The sequence below is a fragment of the Vibrio sp. D3 genome (assembly GCF_043995865.1).
Taxonomy (GTDB): domain Bacteria; phylum Pseudomonadota; class Gammaproteobacteria; order Enterobacterales; family Vibrionaceae; genus Vibrio; species Vibrio diabolicus.
Genome location: NZ_CP171887.1, coordinates 1,975,828 through 1,997,542, shown reverse-complemented (window position 1 = coordinate 1,997,542; position 21,715 = coordinate 1,975,828). Strand labels below are relative to the sequence as shown.

General features: G+C 44.7%; 15 protein-coding genes and 1 tRNA gene. 9 read left to right on the top strand and 7 right to left on the bottom strand.

Features of this window, described 5'->3' with window-relative positions:
- Nucleotides 1-12 precede the first annotated feature (12 nt).
- From ACHFJ9_RS17230 to nspC, 4 genes are all read left to right on the top strand, one after another.
- Nucleotides 13-88, top strand: a tRNA-Gly gene (locus ACHFJ9_RS17230).
- Nucleotides 89-999: 911 nt separating this feature from the next.
- Nucleotides 1,000-3,876, top strand: coding sequence for a pyridoxal phosphate-dependent class III aminotransferase (locus ACHFJ9_RS17225; protein WP_395355668.1), 2,877 nt, complete (start codon nucleotides 1,000-1,002; stop codon nucleotides 3,874-3,876).
- Nucleotides 3,877-3,894: 18 nt separating this feature from the next.
- Nucleotides 3,895-5,139: a carboxynorspermidine synthase gene (locus ACHFJ9_RS17220; protein ID WP_225462166.1), complete on the top strand. Its 1,245-nt coding sequence runs from the start codon at nucleotides 3,895-3,897 to the stop codon at nucleotides 5,137-5,139.
- Nucleotides 5,140-5,242: 103 nt separating this feature from the next.
- Nucleotides 5,243-6,376: a carboxynorspermidine decarboxylase gene (gene nspC / locus ACHFJ9_RS17215; protein WP_047009981.1), complete on the top strand. Its 1,134-nt coding sequence runs from the start codon at nucleotides 5,243-5,245 to the stop codon at nucleotides 6,374-6,376.
- Between the two features lie 78 nt (nucleotides 6,377-6,454).
- Here nspC and ACHFJ9_RS17210 read toward each other — a convergent pair whose 3' ends face one another.
- Nucleotides 6,455-6,967: a glycine cleavage system protein R gene (locus tag ACHFJ9_RS17210; RefSeq protein WP_005394795.1), complete on the bottom strand. Its 513-nt coding sequence runs from the start codon at nucleotides 6,965-6,967 to the stop codon at nucleotides 6,455-6,457.
- Nucleotides 6,968-7,193: 226 nt separating this feature from the next.
- Nucleotides 7,194-8,096 carry a DUF3943 domain-containing protein gene (locus ACHFJ9_RS17205; protein ID WP_031780425.1) on the bottom strand — a complete coding sequence of 301 codons (903 nt, stop codon included), beginning with the start codon at nucleotides 8,094-8,096 and terminating at the stop codon, nucleotides 7,194-7,196.
- A gap of 193 nt (nucleotides 8,097-8,289) precedes the next feature.
- Between ACHFJ9_RS17205 and ACHFJ9_RS17200 the strand changes: the two genes are divergently transcribed.
- On the top strand, nucleotides 8,290-9,522 hold the full coding sequence (locus ACHFJ9_RS17200) for a CinA family nicotinamide mononucleotide deamidase-related protein (protein ID WP_395355663.1): 1,233 nt from the start codon (nucleotides 8,290-8,292) through the stop codon (nucleotides 9,520-9,522).
- Between the two features lie 95 nt (nucleotides 9,523-9,617).
- On the opposite strand, the gene yfaE is transcribed toward ACHFJ9_RS17200, so the two are convergent.
- The 4 genes from yfaE to ubiG form a co-directional block, all read right to left on the bottom strand.
- Nucleotides 9,618-9,899 (bottom strand): class I ribonucleotide reductase maintenance protein YfaE, encoded by a 282-nt coding sequence (gene yfaE / locus ACHFJ9_RS17195; RefSeq protein WP_005376817.1) that lies wholly within the window; start codon nucleotides 9,897-9,899, stop codon nucleotides 9,618-9,620.
- On the bottom strand, nucleotides 9,899-11,032 hold the full coding sequence (gene nrdB, locus ACHFJ9_RS17190) for a class Ia ribonucleoside-diphosphate reductase subunit beta (RefSeq protein WP_005376818.1): 1,134 nt from the start codon (nucleotides 11,030-11,032) through the stop codon (nucleotides 9,899-9,901). Before nrdB ends, yfaE begins: the two co-directional genes overlap by 1 nt.
- 81 nt (nucleotides 11,033-11,113) lie before the next feature.
- Nucleotides 11,114-13,396, bottom strand: a complete 2,283-nt coding sequence (gene nrdA, locus ACHFJ9_RS17185; protein WP_005394788.1) for a class 1a ribonucleoside-diphosphate reductase subunit alpha — start codon at nucleotides 13,394-13,396, stop codon at nucleotides 11,114-11,116.
- A 501-nt stretch (nucleotides 13,397-13,897) separates the two neighbouring features.
- Nucleotides 13,898-14,605, bottom strand: coding sequence for a bifunctional 2-polyprenyl-6-hydroxyphenol methylase/3-demethylubiquinol 3-O-methyltransferase UbiG (gene ubiG / locus ACHFJ9_RS17180; RefSeq protein ID WP_074191519.1), 708 nt, complete (start codon nucleotides 14,603-14,605; stop codon nucleotides 13,898-13,900).
- A gap of 480 nt (nucleotides 14,606-15,085) precedes the next feature.
- On the opposite strand from ubiG, the gene gyrA reads away from it, so the two are divergent.
- The 3 genes from gyrA to ACHFJ9_RS17165 all read left to right on the top strand — a co-directional run bounded on the left by gyrA (nucleotide 15,086) and on the right by ACHFJ9_RS17165 (nucleotide 19,147).
- Nucleotides 15,086-17,806 carry a DNA topoisomerase (ATP-hydrolyzing) subunit A gene (gyrA, locus tag ACHFJ9_RS17175; RefSeq protein ID WP_005394780.1) on the top strand — a complete coding sequence of 907 codons (2,721 nt, stop codon included), beginning with the start codon at nucleotides 15,086-15,088 and terminating at the stop codon, nucleotides 17,804-17,806.
- 123 nt (nucleotides 17,807-17,929) lie between these two features.
- Complete coding sequence (locus ACHFJ9_RS17170; protein ID WP_006743142.1) at nucleotides 17,930-18,553, top strand: cytochrome c; 624 nt, start codon at nucleotides 17,930-17,932, stop codon at nucleotides 18,551-18,553.
- 39 nt (nucleotides 18,554-18,592) lie between these two features.
- The gene (locus ACHFJ9_RS17165) at nucleotides 18,593-19,147 is read left to right on the top strand and encodes a hypothetical protein (RefSeq protein ID WP_395355658.1); all 555 of its coding nucleotides are present in this window, start codon (nucleotides 18,593-18,595) and stop codon (nucleotides 19,145-19,147) included.
- An 87-nt stretch (nucleotides 19,148-19,234) separates the two neighbouring features.
- On the opposite strand, the gene nrfA is transcribed toward ACHFJ9_RS17165, so the two are convergent.
- Nucleotides 19,235-20,644, bottom strand: coding sequence for an ammonia-forming nitrite reductase cytochrome c552 subunit (gene nrfA / locus ACHFJ9_RS17160; protein WP_395357460.1), 1,410 nt, complete (start codon nucleotides 20,642-20,644; stop codon nucleotides 19,235-19,237).
- Nucleotides 20,645-21,111: 467 nt separating this feature from the next.
- On the opposite strand from nrfA, the gene nrfB reads away from it, so the two are divergent.
- Nucleotides 21,112-21,714, top strand: coding sequence for a cytochrome c nitrite reductase pentaheme subunit (nrfB, locus tag ACHFJ9_RS17155; RefSeq protein WP_395355656.1), 603 nt, complete (start codon nucleotides 21,112-21,114; stop codon nucleotides 21,712-21,714).
- Nucleotide 21,715: the final 1 nt, after the last annotated feature.

The following is a 21,715-nucleotide window of genomic DNA, read 5'->3' as shown; positions in this document are numbered from 1 at the left end:
CTCATATTAAATGCGACACTAGCTCAGTTGGTAGAGCGCAACCTTGCCAAGGTTGAGGTCACGAGTTCGAACCTCGTGTGTCGCTCCAGGTTTAAGGCCCAGCATAAAAATGCTGGGCCTTTTTTGTATTTCTTAAAATCTTAAATTTCTTCTTCGCGATGTATTTCTTTAAGCACTGAGCTCCTTCAGCTTACTAACTTAACTCCTTGTTAATTTTAGCCATAGAAACGTCACTTCATGGCCATACCTATCCGACTAGTTTAAGTTTAGTCAATCAAAGTTCTGTGAATAAAGACTCATCGATTTAGGCTGAGCAGTAACGTAAATACTAGCTCTGTTAAATGCCTTGGATACTGAAAATAATGTTCTACGATTAAAGAGTGGTATGTTCATAAACCGTTTTGGTTCATGGCGCTGATATTGTAAGGATATTTGTTTAATTAACAGGTATTTGAGAAAAGAAGAAAAGCGTTGTAGATGAGTATGAATGTACAAATATCACTAGGGGGAACTTTGTTGTGATTTGCGTCACTGTTACTAATATGAAAAATCGTTGCCAGAAGATTTTATTTTGTGATAAATTCGCGCGCAATCTCGGAGCGTAATTAACAACGTTTGATCTCTGGGGGATACGCGTAGTGACCATTCAAGCTGATTGTGACACTGCGTAGGGTAGGTATCGGCAAAGCCTTTTGTCGATAGACGGGATACTAATGCTGTAAAAGCGGCATATTAATGGGAAACCCAACATTGAAACCTTTGAATAAACACACACTAATCAGCTTCATACTGCCGAAATGTCCTGTTTTACAAAACGGGTGCATTACAGAACCTTGATTAATCCCTTTTACATATAAAGTCACGAATATCGTGGCAGATGATCTGTATTTGTCATTTTGCACTGACAAATGCGGAGGGGTATACACACCTCCTGTAACTTCATTCCAATGATTATTAATACAGGATATAGAATTATTATAATTCAAGGGATTATGTAGTATGAGCACTGCCTTTGAAGTCGATAGCAATATCGCAAACATTTTTTCGTCTCAGGTTCCTATCGTTGAGGGAACGTATGACTTAACGCCAGATCAAGTATTGATTGATCAGGCTGAGCATGAATCTGAAGTGCGTTCTTATCCACGTCGCTTGCCAATCGCAATCAAACAAGCTTTTGGTTGCTTGGTTGAAGATACACGTGGACAGATCTTTTTAGACTGCCTTGCGGGGGCGGGCACTCTAGCTTTGGGGTATAACCATCCTGAAATAAACCAAGCTCTGAAAGAGCAATTAGATTCGGGTCTGCCATATCAGACGCTAGATATTGCAACATCAGCAAAAACGACGTTTATTCAATCTGTTAAATCTTTTCTTCCTCAAGAGTTAAGTGAGAACAGCGTTATCCAATTTTGTGGTCCGTCTGGAGCCGATGCAGTTGAAGCCGCGATCAAGCTCGCGAAGCAGACTACTGGTCGCAACACCATGTTTGCTTTTCGTGGCGCATATCATGGTATGACTAACGGCACAATGGGAATGATGGGCAACCTAGGTACGAAAGCGCGTCGAACTGGTTTAATGTCAGACGTGCACTTTATGCCTTTCCCATACAATCTGCGTTGTCCATTTGGGCTTGGCGGTGATGAAGGTGCGAAAGCAAGTATTCGCTATATCGATCGTCTTTTAAACGATGATGAATCGGGCATTATGAAGCCTGCTGCGATCATCGTTGAGCCAGTGCAAGGTGAGGGTGGTGTTGTTCCTGCGCCAGCATTCTGGCTGCGAGAGTTACGTCGTATTTGTGATGAACACGGTATCTTACTGATCTTCGATGAGATCCAGTGTGGTGTTGGTAAAACTGGCTACAATTTCGCATTTGAAGAGTCGGGCATTGTTCCAGATATCCTGTGTTTATCAAAAGCTATTGGCGGTGGCTTACCAATGTCGCTATTGGTTATCAACAAGCAGCATGATACTTGGAAGCCGGGCGAACACACAGGTACGTTTCGTGGCAATCAGTTAGCCATGGTCTCTGGTGCGAAAGCATTAGAAATCATCCAGCGTGACAATCTGGTTGAGCATGCCAATATTGCGGGCCAGTATTTGCGCTATGGTCTTGAAAGCATTCAAAAGCGCGTGAACTGTATCGCAGAAGTACGTGGCAAAGGTTTGATGCTTGGTGTGGAGATTAAAAATCCAAACGGTGAGCTCAATAAATTTGGCGAACCTCAAGCGGATAGTGAACTCACTCTTTCCATTCAACGCGCAGCACTTGAGCGTGGCTTGATCGTTGAGAAAGGCGGACGTGAAGGTGCAGTAATTCGCTTCCTTCCTCCTCTTATCATCTCGTTTGAGCAAATCGACTTTGCTTTACGTGTATTTGAAGACGCGATTTTAGCAGCAGGCGGTAGTCACATCGAAACTCAGCCACAAGATGAATGGAAGAAGCATTTCATCCACACTGGAGAGTTGGGCAGCAATGAGTTTGCTTCGGTGATGAATCACACTACGACAGCAATGAAATCAGTGTTTGAACAGGTTGCTGCACCATACTCAGGTATGGATCCAAAAGCATTGGAAGCAGCGATCCATGCTGTTGATCTTGACAATAAAAATGCGCCTCTCAAAACGGTTATTGATGATGCAGCCGAGTTGGTCGCGAAAAACGCGATTTTTACTCAACATCCAGATTGTATCGCTCACCTTCATACTCCACCGTTGATGCCTGCTATTGCCGCAGAGGCAATGATTGCGGCTTTGAACCAATCAATGGACTCATGGGATCAAGCTTCATCAGCGACTTATGTTGAACAGAAAGTTGTGAACTGGCTATGCGATAAATACGAGTTAGGTGAAAAAGCGGACGGTATCTTCACGAGCGGCGGCACGCAAAGTAATCAAATGGGTTTGATGCTTGCGCGTGATTGGATTGCTGACAAACTCAGTGCGCACTCAATTCAAAAGCTTGGCCTTCCTGAATACGCAGACAAGCTGCGTATAGTGTGTTCGAAAAAATCCCACTTCACGGTTCAAAAATCAGCGTCTTGGATGGGATTGGGTGAAAAAGCGGTCATGGCCGTCGATGCGAATGCCGATGGAACGATGGATGTCACTAAGTTAGACGAAGTTCTAAATCAGGCAAAAGCAGAAGGTTTGATCCCATTTGCAATTGTCGGCACAGCGGGCACAACGGATCACGGCGCTATTGATGACCTAGACTTTATCGCCGATATGGCAGCGAAACATGACATGTGGATGCACGTCGACGGTGCATACGGTGGAGCTCTGATTCTAAGTAGCCAAAAAGCCCGTCTGAAAGGTTGTGAGCGTGCACACTCCATCAGCGTAGACTTCCACAAGTTATTTTACCAAACCATCAGTTGTGGTGTGCTGTTGGTGAATGACAAGTCTAACTTTAAGTTCCTGCTTCATCATGCAGACTATTTGAACCGCGAACACGACGAACTACCGAACTTGGTGGATAAGTCCATCGCTACAACTAAGCGTTTTGATGCGCTAAAAGTGTTTATGACGATGCAAAGCGTGGGGCCAAAAGCCCTAGGCGATATGTACGATCATTTACTTGATCAGACGCTTGAAGTTGCGGATATGATTCGAGATAACAAACACTTTGAGTTGTTGGCTGAACCATCGCTATCTACGGTTCTGTTCCGCGCGACACATGAATCAGCGGATCTTGATGAACTGAATAAAACGTTGCGCTTAGAAGCGTTAACACGTGGTATCGCGGTATTGGGTGAAACCATTGTCGACGATAAAACTGCATTGAAATTTACGATTTTGAACCCGTGTCTGACGACGGCGGACTTTGAATCTTTGCTCTCAAAAATCAATACGCTAGCGGCAGAGCTAGTTTAACAAAGGTAACGGAAAACTATGGCAATTCTACAGATTGGTGCAGGCGGCGTTGGCTGGGTAGTTGCACATAAAGCAGCACAAAACAACGACGTTCTGGGTGATATCACAATCGCATCACGTACCGTAGGTAAGTGTGAGAAAATCATCGAATCGATTCAGAAGAAAAACAATCTGAAAGATTCAACTAAGAAACTAGAAGCTCGTGCGGTAAACGCGGACGACGTAGATTCTTTAGTTGCTTTAATTAAAGAAGTGCAGCCTGACTTAGTGATCAACGCGGGTCCTCCTTGGGTGAACATGGCTATTATGGAAGCATGTTACCAAGCTAAAGTGTCATACCTTGATACATCTGTTGCGGTTGATTTGTGCTCTGAAGGCCAACAAGTACCTCAAGCTTACGATTGGCAGTGGGGCTACCGTGAGAAGTTTGAAGAGGCGGGCATCACAGGTATTCTTGGTGCCGGTTTCGATCCGGGCGTAGTATCGGTGTTTGCTGCATACGCGGTGAAACATCTGTTCGATGAAATCGATACTATCGACGTAATGGATGTAAACGCAGGTGACCACGGTAAGAAGTTCGCAACTAACTTTGACCCAGAAACGAACATGCTTGAGATTCAAGGTGATTCCTTCTACTGGGAAAACGGCGAGTGGAAACAAGTACCTTGTCACTCACGTATGCTTGAGTTTGAATTCCCGAACTGTGGTTCACATAAAGTGTACTCAATGGCGCACGACGAAGTTCGATCTATGCAAGAGTTCATCCCGGCGAAACGTATCGAATTCTGGATGGGCTTTGGTGATCGTTACCTAAATTACTTCAATGTAATGCGTGACATCGGTCTACTCAGCCCAGATCCACTAACGCTTCACGACGGCACGGTTGTTCAACCTTTGCACGTGCTTAAAGCGTTGCTGCCAGATCCAACATCACTAGCTCCTGGTTACACTGGCCTAACGTGTATCGGTACTTGGGTTCAAGGTAAGAAAGATGGCAAAGAGCGCAGTGTATTTATTTACAACAACGCTGATCACGAAGTCGCATACGAAGATGTTGAACACCAAGCTATCTCATACACCACTGGCGTACCTGCGATCACTGCTGCTTTGCAGTTCTTCCGTGGCAAATGGGCAGACAAAGGCGTGTTCAACATGGAGCAGCTAGATCCTGACCCATTCCTAGAAACCATGCCATCTATTGGTCTAGATTGGCATGTTCAAGAACTGGAGCCAGGACAACCTGTTATCCATAAATTGAAGTAAGAATTTAGCGACTCTTATTTGTACGTTTAAGCCGATGCACTTGCGTCGGCTTTGTTCGATTTTATAGTGCCTTTGCTAAGGCGAAGGGACGTAAGGTATCAAAATGCAACAAAACGAACTAAAAACGCCATACTTCATGATTAATGAAGACAAGCTGATTGAGAACCTAGAGAAAGCAAAACAGCTAAAAGACATCTCTGGTGTGAAGCTTGTATTAGCACTGAAGTGCTTCTCAACATGGGGTGTATTCGACATCATCAAGCCTTACCTAGACGGAACAACAAGTTCTGGCCCGTTTGAAGTGAAGCTTGGCTACGAAACGTTCGGTGGTGAGACACACGCATACAGTGTGGGTTATAGCGAAGATGACGTTCGCGATGTGGCGAACATCTGTGACAAGATGATCTTTAACTCTCAGTCACAGTTAGCGGCTTATCGTCATATTGTCGAAGGTAAAGCATCGATTGGCTTGCGCCTAAACCCAGGTGTGAGCTACGCAGGGCAAGACTTAGCAAACCCAGCTCGTCAATTCTCTCGTCTTGGTGTTCAGGCTGATCACATCAAACCGGAAATTTTTGATGGTATTGATGGCGTGATGTTCCACATGAACTGTGAGAACAAAGATGTGGATGCGTTTATCGGCTTACTCGGTGCTATTTCAGAGCAGTTTGGCGAGTACCTAGATAAGCTGGACTGGGTAAGCATGGGTGGCGGCGTGTTCTTCACATGGCCGGGGTACGACATCGAGAAGTTGGGTTTAGCGCTTAAAGCATTCTCAGAGAAACACGGCGTACAAATGTATCTAGAGCCGGGTGAAGCGATCATCACTAAGACAACCGATCTTGTCGTAACAGTGGTTGATATCGTGGAGAACGTGAAGAAGACGGCGATTGTCGATTCAGCAACAGAAGCTCACCGTTTGGATACGCTTATCTACAACGAGCCAGCGTCAATTCTTGAAGCATCTGAAAACGGTGAACATGAATACGTGATTGGATCGTGCTCTTGTTTAGCTGGTGACCAGTTTTGCGTGGCGAACTTCGAACAGCCTCTCGAGATCGGACAGCGTCTTCACATTCTAGATAGTGCAGGTTACACCATGGTGAAACTGAACTGGTTTAACGGTCTACGTATGCCTTCGGTTTACTGTGAACGCTCGAATGGTGACATTCAAAAACTGAATGAATTTGACTACTCTGATTTCAAACGTTCACTATCTCAGTGGTCGGTGAAATAAAACGTATTGAGTATTAGAACGACAAAGAGCAGCTGAATTGCTGCTCTTTTTTATTGGGGAAGCGTTAAAGGTATGCAGTTAGCTTTCTACAATTACACGAGTGTCTTCACTCAGAGATTCTAACTCATTAGCCACGTCCTCTATCTCTAGCTCGCTAGGCAATTTAATCGCCATTTTTGCGCTGAATAAGCTGGAGCTTACCCCACCGCCGCCTGCAATGAATACGCGTTGGCAATCCATATCTAGAATTGAAATGCCTTGATTATCGAGAACGTGAGTAATTTCATTCACAATACCTGCTCTATCGTTGGCATCTAAGCGAAGCTGAAAGATAGTGTCTTCACGATGCGAGTGAGGATCCGAGTCAACGAACCTAACCACAAGAGTTTGACATGAAGAGAACGCCTCTTTAACGATGTCGGCATTTTCTCTTGGAAGCTCTACTTTGATGACACCTGCAACTTGATCTTCAATAAAGTTTACTTTGCTTATCAGCCATTTACCGCCATTTTCATGAGTGATTGCTGCGAGTTCTTTGATAGTTGCGGGTGACGCTTGTCCGACAAAATTAACAATAAATACGGTGTTCATAATGTCCCCTCCTGGAATAAGGTTTGGACGCAGTACGAATAAACGTGCTACTTAAGTTATTGGAATAAATCCTTTTATTTAGTGTAGGTGCTAGGAGAGGGTTATGTTTGATGAAAGTCAATTTTTGACACTAATTCGTGAAGCAAATAATTAAAACGATGTTTAGGGCACAAAAAAGCAGCCATCATAAGGCTGCTTTTCTACTGAGTATCAACTCAAGTCAAGGCTAAAATGTTACTTTTAGTTCGACACCGTAAAATTGGCTGTCGTAGTTGGCGCCTGCGTCCATTGCGAATTTTGCGACGTCTTGATTACCAAACCAAGGTGATGAATTAAATTGTAGCTCTGCACTACCGCCCCATGCATCGGTTACCCAATAATGGATATGCCCAACAGGGTTTAGGAAGAAGAGTGATACATCACCGACGGTTTCAGAGCCCATGACTTCGCCGCCGTTTGCTACAATATCTTGCTCAGCAGTGAGCATCATTTCGCCAACCACAGCACCAAAGAATGGTGTGATAAAAATATCCTGCCAAGATGGCACTTCTGCAAATGCCTCTACTCCGTACTCCCAAAAGAACGTTGACATGGTTGCGGAGTACAAGAATGACTGAAACTCGTTATAGCCAGCGTGGCGTGCGGCTGTGTAGTAAACGCCGCCAAAATAAGGATGCATGATGTAGTTGAGGACATGTTCATCACGATCCCAAACAGGCCCGTCAGAGACATTATCTTTCCATTTTTGACCCAGCTTACTCATGTCTCGGTCTTCTTCGTCCCATTTAGTGATACTTTCTGGAAGGAAAGTCATCATACCAACGGTTGCGATACTCAGGCCAAGAATGGTGTATGTTTGACCCATGAGGTAATCCCAGTCTTTATCTTGAGGGATAATGAGATGTTTAGGCTGAAGCCCTGCATCAAGATTTAATGAATCATCATTATTCTGTTCAAACATAAGACCGCGATTTTGAGACTCGAAGGTGTACAGAGTCGTCGTTTCGCAGTAACCTGACAAGCAATCAGGTGTGTAAGAAAACTCCGTATGACTGGTCATATCGTACTGACTTGCGTGCGCAAGCGCTGACGAAGTCAAGCAAAGGCCAGTTAGAGTTTTCTTGAACATGGATGATTTTGACACAAAGGTCTCCGAGTTGATGGTGTGATGATCGGGCTCGCAATTATCCCTCAAAACATCAACCATTTAAATACTTGATCCTTATTTAGTCCCAATATATCTCGTCGAGATTCGTCCAAATAAAAAGAAAAATAAGCACTATAACGAATAATAGGATTGTGCTTATGTTCAGGAGTCAGTTGTGAAAATAGCAATGCTTAGTACCGGTGAGGAAGTGCTCCACGGTGATATTGTTGATACTAATGCGGCATGGTTATCTAGCCTGTTTTATCAACATGGATTTGGCTTAACAAAGCGCTCAACGGTTGGTGATAGCCTGTCGAGCTTGGTTGAAGAGTTTTTAATGTTGAGCTTCAACAATGACGTGGTGATCGTGAATGGTGGTTTAGGGCCAACGACCGATGATATGAGTGCCGCCGCCGCCGCGAGAGCTGCTGAGTGTAAACTCGTGCTTTTCAAAGAGTGGTTGCAGCATCTAGAAAGTTTGTATGCTCGACGTGGCATCCCAATGCCAGACAGTAATTTAAAACAAGCCATGCTACCAGAAACGGCTGAGATTCTGGATAACCCGATAGGCACAGCCTGTGGTTTCAAGATGCTGATTAATGATGCCATTTTTTATTTTACGCCGGGTGTGCCAAGTGAATTTAAGCTTATGGCAGAGACGCAAATTTTGCCTGATCTGAGAAGAGCTTTTCCGGAGGTGCAAGGTTCATGTTGTAGTCGAATCTATACGTTCGGCCTTTCCGAATCCGGCATCTCGGACAAGCTTGATCAGCTAAAACTTCCTCAAGGGTATGAGCTTGGTTATCGCTCTTACTTACCTTTTATTGAAGTGAAACTCTTTGGCCCTTCTGAACAGTTTGAACAACGTTTGAAGTTGGTACAGATGATCAATAAGCATCTTGAAAGCAATACCGTTAGTATTGATATACCTATGGTTGAAAATGTCGGCCAGCTGTTGATGGATAAAGAGTTAACCGTGTCGGTTTCCGAAAAAAGCAGTGGTGGATACTTAACTTATTGGTTAAATAGTGATGAAAACGCTGAAAGGCAACTTGGACATGGTTGGGTACTACCAAGCCAGACTCAAGCGATGAGCAACAGCGGAGACCCATTAGCAGAAACGTTTGCTCTGGCAGGAGCGACGCGAGAGAAGTGTGGGACGGATTTATCACTCGTCACTGGCCATATTGAAGAGGGTGTTTTTTCCGTCGCTTTATCGACACCGTCAGGCGAGTGGGGAGCATTATATAAACTCTCGAAAAAGTATCCGCGTAATGACCAAGTTAAAGTGATCAGTACGGCAGCACTAGACTTGTTGCGTCGCTACCTAGAACGTAAACCGATGTTTGCACATTATGCATTTTTAGAGAAAGTTAAAGAGATGCATCTCCCAGGTAGTGCTTTATAACCAGAGACCTATAACAGCCTGAGAGATAAAACACGTAGATACAAAAAAGCCAAGGTAATCACCTTGGCTTTTGCGTTTTATACCGTCGAGTCACGTTATGCGCGCTGCTTTTCTTTCATCGCGTAGTTAACGCCACTGAGTGACAAATCCGATTTTGCTTTACAAATACAAGGTAATATCTCATCACTTTGCGTGTAAGCCATGGCAAAACCAACATACTCCACTTCACCAGATTCCAACTTGCAGCGACAAGCACCACAGTGTCCATCACGACAGTTGTATTCTGGTAGTAAGCCAGCTTGCTCCATTGTTTCCAAAATTGTATTGGAAGGGTTGGATTCAATACTGATGAGTTTGTTGATTTTGAGTGTTGCCATTACAGCTCGAATCCTTCGAAGTCGTCTGCGCGAACTTCATTGTCAATTTGACCCACAAGGTAAGAAGAAATTTCCGCTTCTTGAGGTGCAACTTGAACGTTATCTGAAGACAACCAAGCGTTAATCCACGGGATTGGGTTGGTTGTTGCTTCTGGATAAGCTGCAGGTAGACCTACTGCTTGCATACGGATGTTGGTGATGTATTCAACATATTGGCTTAGGATGTCTTTGTTTAGACCGATCATAGAGCCATCTTTGAATAGATACTCTGCCCACTCTTTTTCTTGCTCAGCCGCTTCTTTGAATAGGTCAAAACAGTCTTGTTTTGCTTCTTCTGCGATTTGCATGAAAGTGAAATCATCCTGACCGTTACGTAGCAGGTTGATCATGTGTTGCGTACCGTTCAGGTGAAGCGCTTCATCACGTGCAATCAGTTTGATGATTTTCGCGTTACCTTCCATTAGTTCGCGTTCTGCGAAAGCGAAAGAACATGCGAAACTTACGTAAAAACGAATCGCTTCTAGAGCGTTCACAGACATCAGACAGATGTACAGTTTCTTCTTAAGGTCGTACAGACTAACCTTAACTGTTTCACCGTTAAGGACATGCTCACCTTCACCGTAGCGATGGTAATCATTCGTCGCTTGAATCAAATCGTCGTAGTAGTGCGCGATGTCTTTTGCACGCTTCAGGATGTGCTCGTTCTCAACGATATCATCAAATACCACAGCAGGGTCGTTCACGATGTTACGAATAATGTGCGTGTAAGAACGAGAGTGAATCGTTTCAGAGAAAGACCAAGTCTCAATCCAAGTCTCTAGTTCCGGCAGAGACACAAGCGGCAGCAGTGCCACGTTAGGGCTACGACCTTGGATAGAGTCTAGAAGCGTTTGGTACTTCAAGTTAGAGATGAAGATGTGCTTCTCGTGATCTGGCAGTTTGTTGTAATCGATACGGTCGCTAGATACGTCTACTTCTTCTGGACGCCAGAAGAAAGAAAGTTGTTTCTCGATAAGCTTTTCGAAAATCTCAAATTTTTGTTGGTCGTAGCGTGCAACGTTTACTGATTGACCTAGGAACATTGGTTCCTTCAACTGGTCATTCTTTTTTTGGTTAAAAGTACTGTAAGCCATAATGCCTCAATTCCTTTTAAACCTCCCCATAAGGGGAGGTTATCGATAGTCTGTCTTTACGGAGTGTTAGGTGCGGGTAGATTAAATCTTACAACCGCCGCCAGCACAATCGTCATCTTGTGGTTGAACAGCGTCTTTCTGTTCATCTTTTGCGCCATCACGAGTGTTATGGTAGTAAAGCGTTTTCACACCAAACTTGTACGCTGTTAGCAGGTCTTGAAGCAGTTTCTTCATTGGTACCTTGCCAGTCTCGTAACGTGACGGATCGTAGTTAGTATTAGCAGAGATAGCTTGGTCAACAAACTTCTGCATAATACCCACAAGATGTAGGTAACCGTCGTTCGAACCGATGTTCCAAAGCAGTTCATAGTTGTCTTTAAGTTCAGTGAACTCAGGTACAACTTGCTTCAGAATACCGTCTTTCGAAGCTTTTACTGAAACATAACCACGTGGTGGCTCAATACCGTTAGTGGCGTTTGAAATCTGAGAAGACGTCTCAGAAGGCATTAGCGCAGTCAGTGTTGAGTTACGTAGGCCGTGCTCCATAATTTCTTTACGTAGGCTGTCCCAGTCGTAGTGCAGCGCTTCGTCACAAATTAGGTCGATATCTTTCTTGTACGTATCAATCGGCAGTAAGCCTTTCGCGTAGTTCGTTTCGTCGAATGAAGGGCACTTGCCTTGCTCTTTCGCCAGTTCTACCGATGCTTTTAGTAGGTAGTACTGCATTGCTTCGAACGTACGGTGAGTCAGGCCGTTTGCGCTACCGTCAGAGTATTTCACGCCATGCTTCGCTAAGTAATAAGCGAAGTTGATCACACCAACACCTAGCGTACGACGGTTCATCGTCGATTTGTATGCCGCTGGTAGAGGGTAATCTTGATAATCAAGCAGTGCATCTAGCGCACGAACAACAAGATCAGATAGCTCTTCGAAATCATCTAGAGACTTGATAGCACCAAGGTTGAAGGCAGAAAGCGTACATAGTGCGATCTCGCCCGAGTCATCTTCAACGTTAGTTAATGGCTTCGTTGGCAGTGCGATTTCTAGACATAGGTTCGATTGACGAACTGGCGCTACTTCAGAATCGAATGGGCTGTGAGTATTACAGTGGTCCACGTTCTGAATGTAGATACGACCTGTTGATGCACGCTCTTGCATTAGCAGAGTGAACATTTCAATCGCTTTAACCGTTTCTTTCTTGATTGAAGGATCGTTCTCGTACTTCACGTATAGACGCTCAAACTCTTCTTGGTTTTCGAAGAATGCGTCGTATAGACCTGGTACGTCTGAAGGTGAGAATAGTGTGATGTTGCCACCCTCAACCAAACGTTGGTACATCAGTTTGTTCAGCTGTACACCGTAGTCCATGTGACGAACACGGTTCTCTTCAACACCACGGTTGTTTTTAAGCACCATTAGGGAGCGAGCTTCGCCGTGCCACATTGGGTAGAATACAGTCGCTGCGCCACCACGAACACCACCTTGCGAACAACATTTGACTGCGGTTTGGAAGTATTTGTAGAACGGGATACAGCCAGTGTGGAACGCTTCACCACCGCGAATCTCTGAGCCTAATGCACGGATACGACCAGCGTTGATACCAATACCAGCGCGCTGAGATACGTAACGAACAATCGAGCTTGCTGTTGCGTTGATAGAATCAAGACTGTCGCCACACTCGATCAGAACACATGAGCTGAACTGGCGAGTAGGGGTACGTACGCCAGACATAATTGGCGTAGGTAGAGAAATCTTAAATGTCGATGTCGCATCGTAGAAACGCTTGATGTAATCAAGACGCGTTGCTTTTGGATATTTCGCAAATAGGCACGCTGCTACAAGGATATATAAGAACTGAGCACTTTCGTAAATTTGGCCCGTTACACGGTTTTGTACGAAGTACTTGCCCTCTAGCTGCTTAACTGCCGCGTATGAGAAGTTTAGGTCGCGTTTATGGTCGATGTACGCATCAAGTTCGTCGAGTTCTGCTTTTGTGTAGTCTTCTAGAATATGTTGATCGTACTTACCCATATCGACGAGGCGAGACACGTGATCATAAAGCGTTGGTGGCTCGTATTGGCCATACGCTTTTTTACGCAGATGGAATACCGCTAGGCGAGCAGCTAGGTATTGGTAATCCGGAGTCTCTTCAGAGATCAGGTCTGCCGCAGACTTGATAATTGTCTCGTGAATATCTGTCGTTGTGATGCCGTCGTAAAACTGGATGTGAGCGCGAAGTTCTACTTGAGAAACCGAAACATTATCTAGACCTTCTGCAGCCCAAGTGATAACGCGGTGGATTTTATCCAGATCGATACTTTCTTTACGGCCATCACGCTTGGTGACGGTAAGTTGTTGGTTCATTCTGCTTTATTTCCCTAAGAAAACTGATAAAAGCCGTATTTTTGTTTGTTTATGTGCAATATGAGTAAAGCTTGCGGCGGCTTTGTGATCAAAGTCTATCTATATATTGTCGCTTAAACACAACATATAGGGGTTCATTTGTTTGCGGGTTACAAGATAGTGCTATTACACTGATTTATCAAGGTACAGATCGGGGATGACTTGTGGATAACTGACAAAATGAAAAAAATCAGTAAGTGAACACTAACCGATGAGAAAAGGGCAGACTTGAATGGTTAAAAGCACGGTTTTGAGATCGGTTTAGAAATAACCGCATGCAAAAATATTTTCCTTGATCTTTGGCCGTTTTTATCTACGAAAAATAGGTTGGTTAAAATGGAATCTAGAGCACGAATTTTAGGCATAAAAAGACAAAAAAAGCGGCAACTTTGTGCTACCGCTTTCGATTCATTTTCTACAAAAAATGTCAATCACAAAACGCATTTTTTAACATAACGGCGTTCAGTATTTTTTAGTATGAACGATGTAGTTTACATCTACATTACGGCCGAGTTTGTAACTGTCATTAAGAGGGTTGTAATGCAGGCCCGTAATGCCCATTTCCGTTAGGTCTGTTTGGTCTATCATCTTCATCATTTCGGCAGGCTTGATAAACTTCTCGTGCTCGTGAGTCCCCTCAGGAACAATCTTAAGAAGCTTCTCTGCACCGACAATAGCAAACAAGTATGACTTGATGTTTCGGTTCAAGGTTGAGAAAAACACGTGACCACCGGGTTTGACTAGCGCAGCACAAGAGCGGATAACGGAGAGAGGATCTGGAACGTGTTCAAGCATCTCCATACAAGTCACAACATCGTAAGTTCCAGCGTTTTCTATAGCGTGGTCTTCTATTGTGCTCTGAATGTAGGTCAGTTGAGTACCGGTTTCTAGTGCGTGGAGTCGCGCGACTTCTAAAGGTTCTTTGCCCATATCAAGTCCAGTCACAATAGCGCCTTCTTTCGCCATGCTTTCAGCAAGAATGCCACCACCACAGCCGACATCAAGTGTGCGCTTGCCAAACAAGCCATTTGCTTTTTCAAGTACATAGTTCAAACGAAGGGGGTTAATTTGATGAAGTGGCTTAAACTCGCCTTCTAAATCCCACCATCGAGAAGCCATGTCCTCGAATTTCTTAATTTCACTTGGGTCGACGTTTTGTGCTTTAGTCATAATTGGTTTTATTGCATTCAATCTGAGTCCTTTAGAGGGCGTCAGTATACTCCAACGTTTTATAACCAAACAACCTCGACGTGCTTAGTGAAGGGACAATGACAGAGTTCACTGGTGCGGCAACAACAGGCTCCTGTAACTTTGAAAGGGCTTGCATGTTTTTGGTTCATCCTTGAACTAGTGCCAGTGACAATACTCTAAAACCGGCATTTTTGACGTTGTGTGGATATATTGGGATTAACGATTTCAACTAAGTTCCATACGTACAGAGTCCGATTTTGCTCAATATTGACCGAAATATAACCACTAATCAGAAAGATATGGGATGAGTGTGCAAATTCTCGACATTTGATTCATAACCAAGCTCACAACCTGATAAAAGGAGAGGGAAAGTGATGCCGAAGTGATGAATTGTGTGTTATATTTTTGCACCTTACACGTATCGTAATTACGATCAGATAATAGAGGGATAATGGCTCTATGAGCGATTTAGCTAAAGAGATCACGCCCGTAAACATTGAAGATGAGCTTAGAGGTTCATATCTAGACTATGCGATGTCAGTCATCGTGGGTCGTGCTCTTCCAGATGTGCGTGATGGCCTAAAACCAGTACACCGCCGCGTTTTATTCGCGATGAACGTACTAGGCAACGATTGGAACAAACCATATAAAAAATCAGCCCGTGTTGTCGGCGACGTAATCGGTAAATATCACCCACACGGTGATAGTGCTGTGTACGACACAATCGTACGTATGGCTCAACCGTTCTCGCTTCGTTACATGCTGGTCGATGGTCAAGGTAACTTTGGCTCTATCGATGGCGACTCTGCTGCGGCAATGCGTTACACCGAAGTTCGAATGGCAAAAATTGCCCATGAACTATTGGCTGACCTAGACAAAGAGACCGTAGACTACGTACCAAACTACGACGGTACTGAGCAGATCCCAGCGGTTCTTCCAACTAAAATTCCAAACCTATTGGTTAACGGTGCTTCTGGTATCGCAGTAGGTATGGCAACCAACATCCCGCCTCATAACCTTGGCGAAGTGATCGATGGCTGTCTTGCATACATCAATAATGAAGAAATCACTATTGATGAACTAATGGATTACATTCCTGGTCCTGATTTCCCAACGGCGGCGCTGATCAGTGGTCGTAAAGGCATTGTAGACGCGTACAAAACAGGTCGCGGCAAAATCTACATGCGTTCGAAAGCGGACATCGAAGTGGAGAAGAATGGTAAAGAAACCATCATCGTCACTGAGATCCCATACCAGGTAAACAAAGCTCGCTTGATCGAAAAGATCGCTGAGCTAGTTAAAGATAAGAAAGTTGAAGGCATCAGTGCACTACGCGACGAGTCAGATAAAGACGGTATGCGTATTGTTATTGAATGTAAGCGCGACGCTGTGGGCGAAGTTGTTCTAAACAACCTATACGCTCAGACTCAGTTGCAAACCACTTTCGGTATCAACATGGTGGCCCTAAACAATGGCCAACCACAGCTATTCAACCTGAAAGATATGTTGAAGTGCTTCGTTGATCACCGTCGTGAAGTTGTGACTCGTCGTACTATTTTCGAACTACGTAAAGCGCGTGAACGTGCCCACATCCTTGAAGGTTTAGCGCTAGCGCTTGCCAACATTGATGAAATCATTGAGCTTATCCGTAAGGCGCCAACACCGGCTGAAGCAAAAGCGGGCCTTATCGCTCGTGGTTGGGATTTAGGCAACGTTTCAGCAATGCTAGAGCGTGCTGGTACAGATGCTGCGCGCCCTGAATGGCTAGAACCTCAATACGGCATCCGCGATGGTCAGTACTTCCTGACAGAGCAACAAGCACAAGCAATTCTAGATCTACGTTTACATAAACTAACAGGTCTAGAACACGAGAAGATTCTTGGCGAATACAAAACACTTCTAGAAGAAATCGCTGAACTCATGCATATCCTTGCAAGCACTGAGCGTTTGATGGAAGTGATCCGCGAAGAACTTGAAGCGGTTCGTGACGGCTTTGGTGATGCTCGTCGTACAGAAATTACAGCTGCGAGCCATGATATCGACATGGAAGAGCTGATCGCACGTGAAGACGTTGTGGTTACTCTATCGCACGGTGGTTACGTTAAGTACCAAGTACTGAGCGACTACGAGTCACAGCGCCGTGGTGGTAAAGGTAAGAGTGCGACCAAGATGAAAGATGAAGACCATATCGAGCGTCTTCTAGTGGCGAATACCCACGATAACATCTTGTGTTTCTCTACTCGCGGTAAAACATACCGTCTGAAAGTTTACCAATTGCCTCTAGCGAGCCGCACTGCTCGTGGTAAGCCAATTGTGAACATCCTTCCACTAGAAGAAGGTGAGCGTATTACTGCGATTCTGCGTGTTGATGAATTCTCTGAAGACAAATTCATCTTCATGGCAACAGGTGACGGTACGGTTAAGAAAACGCCGTTGAACCAATTTGCAAATGTTCGTTCAAATGGTCTGATTGCGGTAAACCTACGTGAAGACGATTCGTTAATCGGTGTGGATATCACTAACGGCGAAAACGAAATCATGCTGTTCTCTAAAGCGGGTAAAGTGGTTCGCTTTAAAGAAGCAGAAGAAATTCCAGTACTTGACGAAAATGGTAAGCCAGTTCTTGATGAGAATGGTCAGCCAGAGATCAAGTTTAAAGGTGTTCGTCCTATGGGTCGTACTGCCTCTGGTGTTCGTGGTATGAAACTGGCTGAAAATGACCAAGTTGTATCACTTATCGTTCCTTCGCACGAAGGCGACATCCTAACGGTTACAGAAAACGGTTATGGTAAACGTACAGCGCTGAGCGAGTACCCGACAAAAGGTCGAGGCACTCAAGGTGTCGTTTCTATCAAAGTTTCTGAGCGAAACGGCCCGGTAGTTGGTGCTATCCAGGTTGTTGAAGGTGATGAAATGATGATGATCACCGACGCTGGTACACTAGTACGTACTCGTGTGGGTGAAGTTAGCCAGGTTGGTCGTAACACGCAAGGTGTAACGCTTATCCGTACTGCGGAAGACGAATCTGTTGTTGGCTTGCAACGTATTGAAGAAGTTGATGACGAAGAGCTGCCTGCTGGTGAAGAAGCAGAAGCGTTAGAGTCAACAGACGAAAATACGCAGCAAGATACTCCAGAAGCACCAGCCGCTGATGATGCAGAGGAAGGTAACGAAGAGTAATCTTTCGTCACTATTCTAATGTAAAAAGCCGAGCCTCAGTTGCTCGGCTTTTTTGTACCTCTATCAACGCAATACAAGCATTAAACCAGTACACTAATACTCAGTTTGTCTAGGGAGCGCGTTATGTCTGTTTGGTTTTTCATTGCCATCACTTTGATGGGATTATTCGTCGTCGTATTATCGCTCAGCGCTTCAAGAGTAAGAGCGGCACAATGGTTCGGTTTTTGTGCTTTGGTATTAGTGTTAACCAGCGCTAGCTTCTTATTGTTGCGTCAATCTCCTCCACAACCTATTCAAGCTGAAGTCTCTCGAATGATGACTGCTCGCGATATCATGCAGGAAATTCAAGACCAATTGCGTGAAGATCCAAACAATGCAGAATTGTGGTTTCAGTTAGGGCAGGGCTACCTGCTAGAGGGAGAACTGGATGGCGCGCTGATTTGTTTTGATTACGCCATCCAACTGACTGAGCCAGTCGGTGCCACGCAACTTGCTGCGAAAGCGACGACCTTATACTACATTCACCAGCAATCAATGACGCAAGAAGTCAGTTTGCTTCTAGAACAAGCTTTGCAGATAGAACCGCACAATGAAGCGGCTTTGTCTTTGATTGCCAATGATCATTTTTTGTCATTCCGCTTTCAGGAAGCCATTGATACTTGGGTGCTATTGCTCGACTCGAACGATCCAAGCTTGGATCGAGTACAAATTATTAACTCGATCAATAAAGCGAAAGAGCTGTTGTAGGAGTAGACTCTAATAAGTAGAAGAAAGGTGGGGGGACGAATGAAGAATAAAGCGTTCGGAATATTGGTGGCGCTGTGCGGCTCCGTGTTAGTGGGTTGTAGCTCTTCCGAACATTCTGGCACCTCATCTGCGGTTTATTACTCTTCCGGTTATTACGACCCTTGGTGGTACGATCATGACGACTACTGGATTTACTACTATCCGGGTTGTTGCGACAACGACGATGAATACAAAGAGAAACTAGAAGAGTGGTGGAATGGCTTGGATGAAGAGCAACAGCAATCCATCAAAGACAAAGTCGAAGATTGGAAAGACGATGATATGTCCGCCAATATCGATAACATGAAGCGACAGCTTGACGATCATTGGCAATCGCTGCCTGACGAGCAAAAGCAGGAGATTCAAACCAAGTGGGAGAACCGCCCCAAGCGCATCGAGCCTATGGCTTTACAAGATAAAGCGGTGAAAGAAAAGGTTCAACAAAGAAAAGCATTGCCGGAAACGAAGATCCAGCGCCCAGTTACACGCCCAAATGTGCAGATGCCTAAAACACGTCCACATATTCAGCCTAGGCCGAGACTTCCTCGTCGCTAATCTGTTTTCCTCTGCCTTCTATCAAACAAAAAGGGCGCAACGTGCGCCCTTCGTTTTATCTATTTAACCTTGTGTAATCGATACTGTTCAGTACGTTGCTTCGCGCTCAGCAGCTGCTTTATCCCATTCTGGTGCCACCGTTTCTAAGAAGTGCTTCTTATCTGCGTTCATCTTTTCCATATCCATACCTAGTGCTTGTTGCGCTTTTGCTTTGGTCGAGATATCTGGAATTTGAACTGGGTCAGTAATACCTTTTGTTGCCAGTAAACGAACTAACTTGGTACGGGCGTCAGCGGTGCGATCAACTGCGGTACCGAGTACTTCAAGTGCTACCTCAGGAGCATGCATGTGAACACCGTGAGAAGCAATCGCGTAGTCCCAACGCCATTGTGCATGGCGAATATCTTGTAGGATAGGTTGCATCTCTGCTTCTGTTGCACCCGCTTTCCACGCTGCTCCTGCTTCAAAGTGCGCCGCTACGATTTGCTTCTCGGCGGTTAGCTTCATGTTTAGTACTTGCGCTTTGCGAGTCGAAACGATGCCTTGTAGCTGCTCTTTGGTTTGAGTATGGCATTGCGCACAGGTGTCTTCAAAACGATCAAACGGGTTACCCACTTTGTGGTCGGTGTATACCGTACCGTCTTCTTTGGTTACTTTAGGCATGTGACAGTCCACACACACCACTTTGTTTTTGCCATGAATACCCGCTCTCCAAGTTTCGAAACCTGGGTGTTGCGCCTTAAGCATTGGTGCTTTAGAAACGGCGTGCGTCCAATCTTTAAAGTTCAACGCGTCGTAGTATTTCTCCATATCAGCGACGTTGGTCCCCATGTCCCATGGGAATTTGACTGCTTTAGTCGGACCTGTGAAGTAGTACTCGACATGACATTGAGCACAGACCGATGCTTGCTTATCTAGGCGAGACTGTTCATCAAAGTTTTTACCGATGGTGTCAAAAGCACGCTCGACGTATGGGCGAGTCAGTGCCAGTGCGGGTTCGCCCTTCTTGAAGGCTTCAGAACCCGTATTGTGACAGTCGGAACAACCGATAGGGTTGACGATTTCTGAGCCCAAGCGCGCCCATTTACCTTCAAAATAGCCGTCTTCACCGCGCTCTTCAATTACGCGGGCGACATCTGGGCTTTTACAACTCCAACAAGCCATCGGCATTGGCCCGGAGTTTTCGTCTGCTGGTGCGCCAGTTCTGAGGGTTTGCCTCACATCATCAAGCGCGTAAAAGTGACCGCGCGCTTTGTTGTAGTCTTTAGCAAAACCATAACCAGCCCACAAGATCACCATGTTTGGGTCTTCACTTAAGGCATCTTCAATATGCTCGCTTTCCGATGTGGCTTTCCAAGAGTGATATTGGTCAGGATGGTTTTGTTCAAAGGTATCATTGCGAGGCTCTATGAGACCAGTATCCTCTGCCGCCAAAGGAGCACCAACCAAAAATAATTGGCTGGCGAATAAGGTCGCAACCGCGATAGGTGCGTTCATCCAGTGTTTTATGCTCACGGTGTTATCTCCATATTCGTTTTTATTAGCAGCGTTGTGAGGAGCTATTCCAAATAAGAATCGGAGATCTATCGTTAATATTAATAGTGAATTGAATAGATGAAATAGTGACCGAAATTGGCCTTGTTTTAGATCAATTTATGCTAGTGATCTTAATCATGTTTAAGTTCATATACCCCTAAAGTGGTATGTTGTAATCCCCTTTAATCACAGCGTGTTATGAGTATAACCATTCTAAAAGCAAGGTGATTAAGGTCGCTTTTTGAACATGTGATTCTACCTCTTAGGAATTATAGAGGTATTATAAATACAGGTTTAGCGTTGTGGCTTTCCAAAATAAGAATTGATGTCATTTGAAGGTGTAAAAATATCTTCAGAGGAAATTAATTGTTGCTCAAATAATAGTTGATAAGAGTTATCAATTATTATCGAGCTAAGGAAAGAAAAATATGGGCAATATAAAATTGACCATAGAGACAATGCTGAAATTTCTCTTCATCTTTGCCATCTATGGTTTTTTCACCGCCGCCCATGCGACTTCTTCAGAGCCAGTTGAAGGTGCTCAAGCTGAGCGTCATCAAGTCGAGTTGATCCGTGACCGAGACTATAAATGTCTTCAATGTCATAAGGATGCTAAAGATACTCTGAATCTATCGCATGATTCGCAAGCGTTATTGAGTCAAGGTAAGCAGCTCAATTGCACTAACTGTCACAGCAACATCGGCCCTGATCACCGTGAAGGTGCACCCGATGTGATTAAGTTTTCTGCTGCGCAATCGAAAGCGGTGCACGACAAAGTGTCCCTTGACCCAAGCTTGATTCTCAAAGCTAATAGCCAGTGTGTGGATTGTCACGCGCCACTTAAGTTAAGAGAAAAGCATTGGACGCACGATGTGCACGCCAAGAATCTCACTTGTTCAAACTGTCATGATGTTCATGCCGCAAAAACCAAAGCTTTGTCTTATGACAGAAAACAGCTGATTACGCAGTGTGTGGATTGTCACTCTGAATTTGCCGTCGAACCTGAACTTGCCAAAGAAGAGGAGAGATAGC

Bases quoted from the DNA above. Each gene is read 5' to 3' on its own strand.
- ACHFJ9_RS17225 (WP_395355668.1), top strand. From the start codon at position 1,000: ATGAGCACTGCCTTTGAAGTCGATAGCAATATCGCAAACATTTTTTCG.
- ACHFJ9_RS17220 (WP_225462166.1), top strand. From the start codon at position 3,895: ATGGCAATTCTACAGATTGGTGCAGGCGGCGTTGGCTGGGTAGTTGCA.
- nspC (WP_047009981.1), top strand. From the start codon at position 5,243: ATGCAACAAAACGAACTAAAAACGCCATACTTCATGATTAATGAAGAC.
- ACHFJ9_RS17210 (WP_005394795.1), bottom strand. From the start codon at position 6,967: ATGAACACCGTATTTATTGTTAATTTTGTCGGACAAGCGTCACCCGCA.
- ACHFJ9_RS17205 (WP_031780425.1), bottom strand. From the start codon at position 8,096: ATGTTCAAGAAAACTCTAACTGGCCTTTGCTTGACTTCGTCAGCGCTT.
- yfaE (WP_005376817.1), bottom strand. From the start codon at position 9,899: ATGGCAACACTCAAAATCAACAAACTCATCAGTATTGAATCCAACCCT.
- nrdB (WP_005376818.1), bottom strand. From the start codon at position 11,032: ATGGCTTACAGTACTTTTAACCAAAAAAAGAATGACCAGTTGAAGGAA.
- nrdA (WP_005394788.1), bottom strand. From the start codon at position 13,396: ATGAACCAACAACTTACCGTCACCAAGCGTGATGGCCGTAAAGAAAGT.
- ubiG (WP_074191519.1), bottom strand. From the start codon at position 14,605: ATGACTAAAGCACAAAACGTCGACCCAAGTGAAATTAAGAAATTCGAG.
- gyrA (WP_005394780.1), top strand. From the start codon at position 15,086: ATGAGCGATTTAGCTAAAGAGATCACGCCCGTAAACATTGAAGATGAG.
- ACHFJ9_RS17170 (WP_006743142.1), top strand. From the start codon at position 17,930: ATGTCTGTTTGGTTTTTCATTGCCATCACTTTGATGGGATTATTCGTC.
- ACHFJ9_RS17165 (WP_395355658.1), top strand. From the start codon at position 18,593: ATGAAGAATAAAGCGTTCGGAATATTGGTGGCGCTGTGCGGCTCCGTG.
- nrfA (WP_395357460.1), bottom strand. From the start codon at position 20,644: ATGAACGCACCTATCGCGGTTGCGACCTTATTCGCCAGCCAATTATTT.
- nrfB (WP_395355656.1), top strand. From the start codon at position 21,112: ATGGGCAATATAAAATTGACCATAGAGACAATGCTGAAATTTCTCTTC.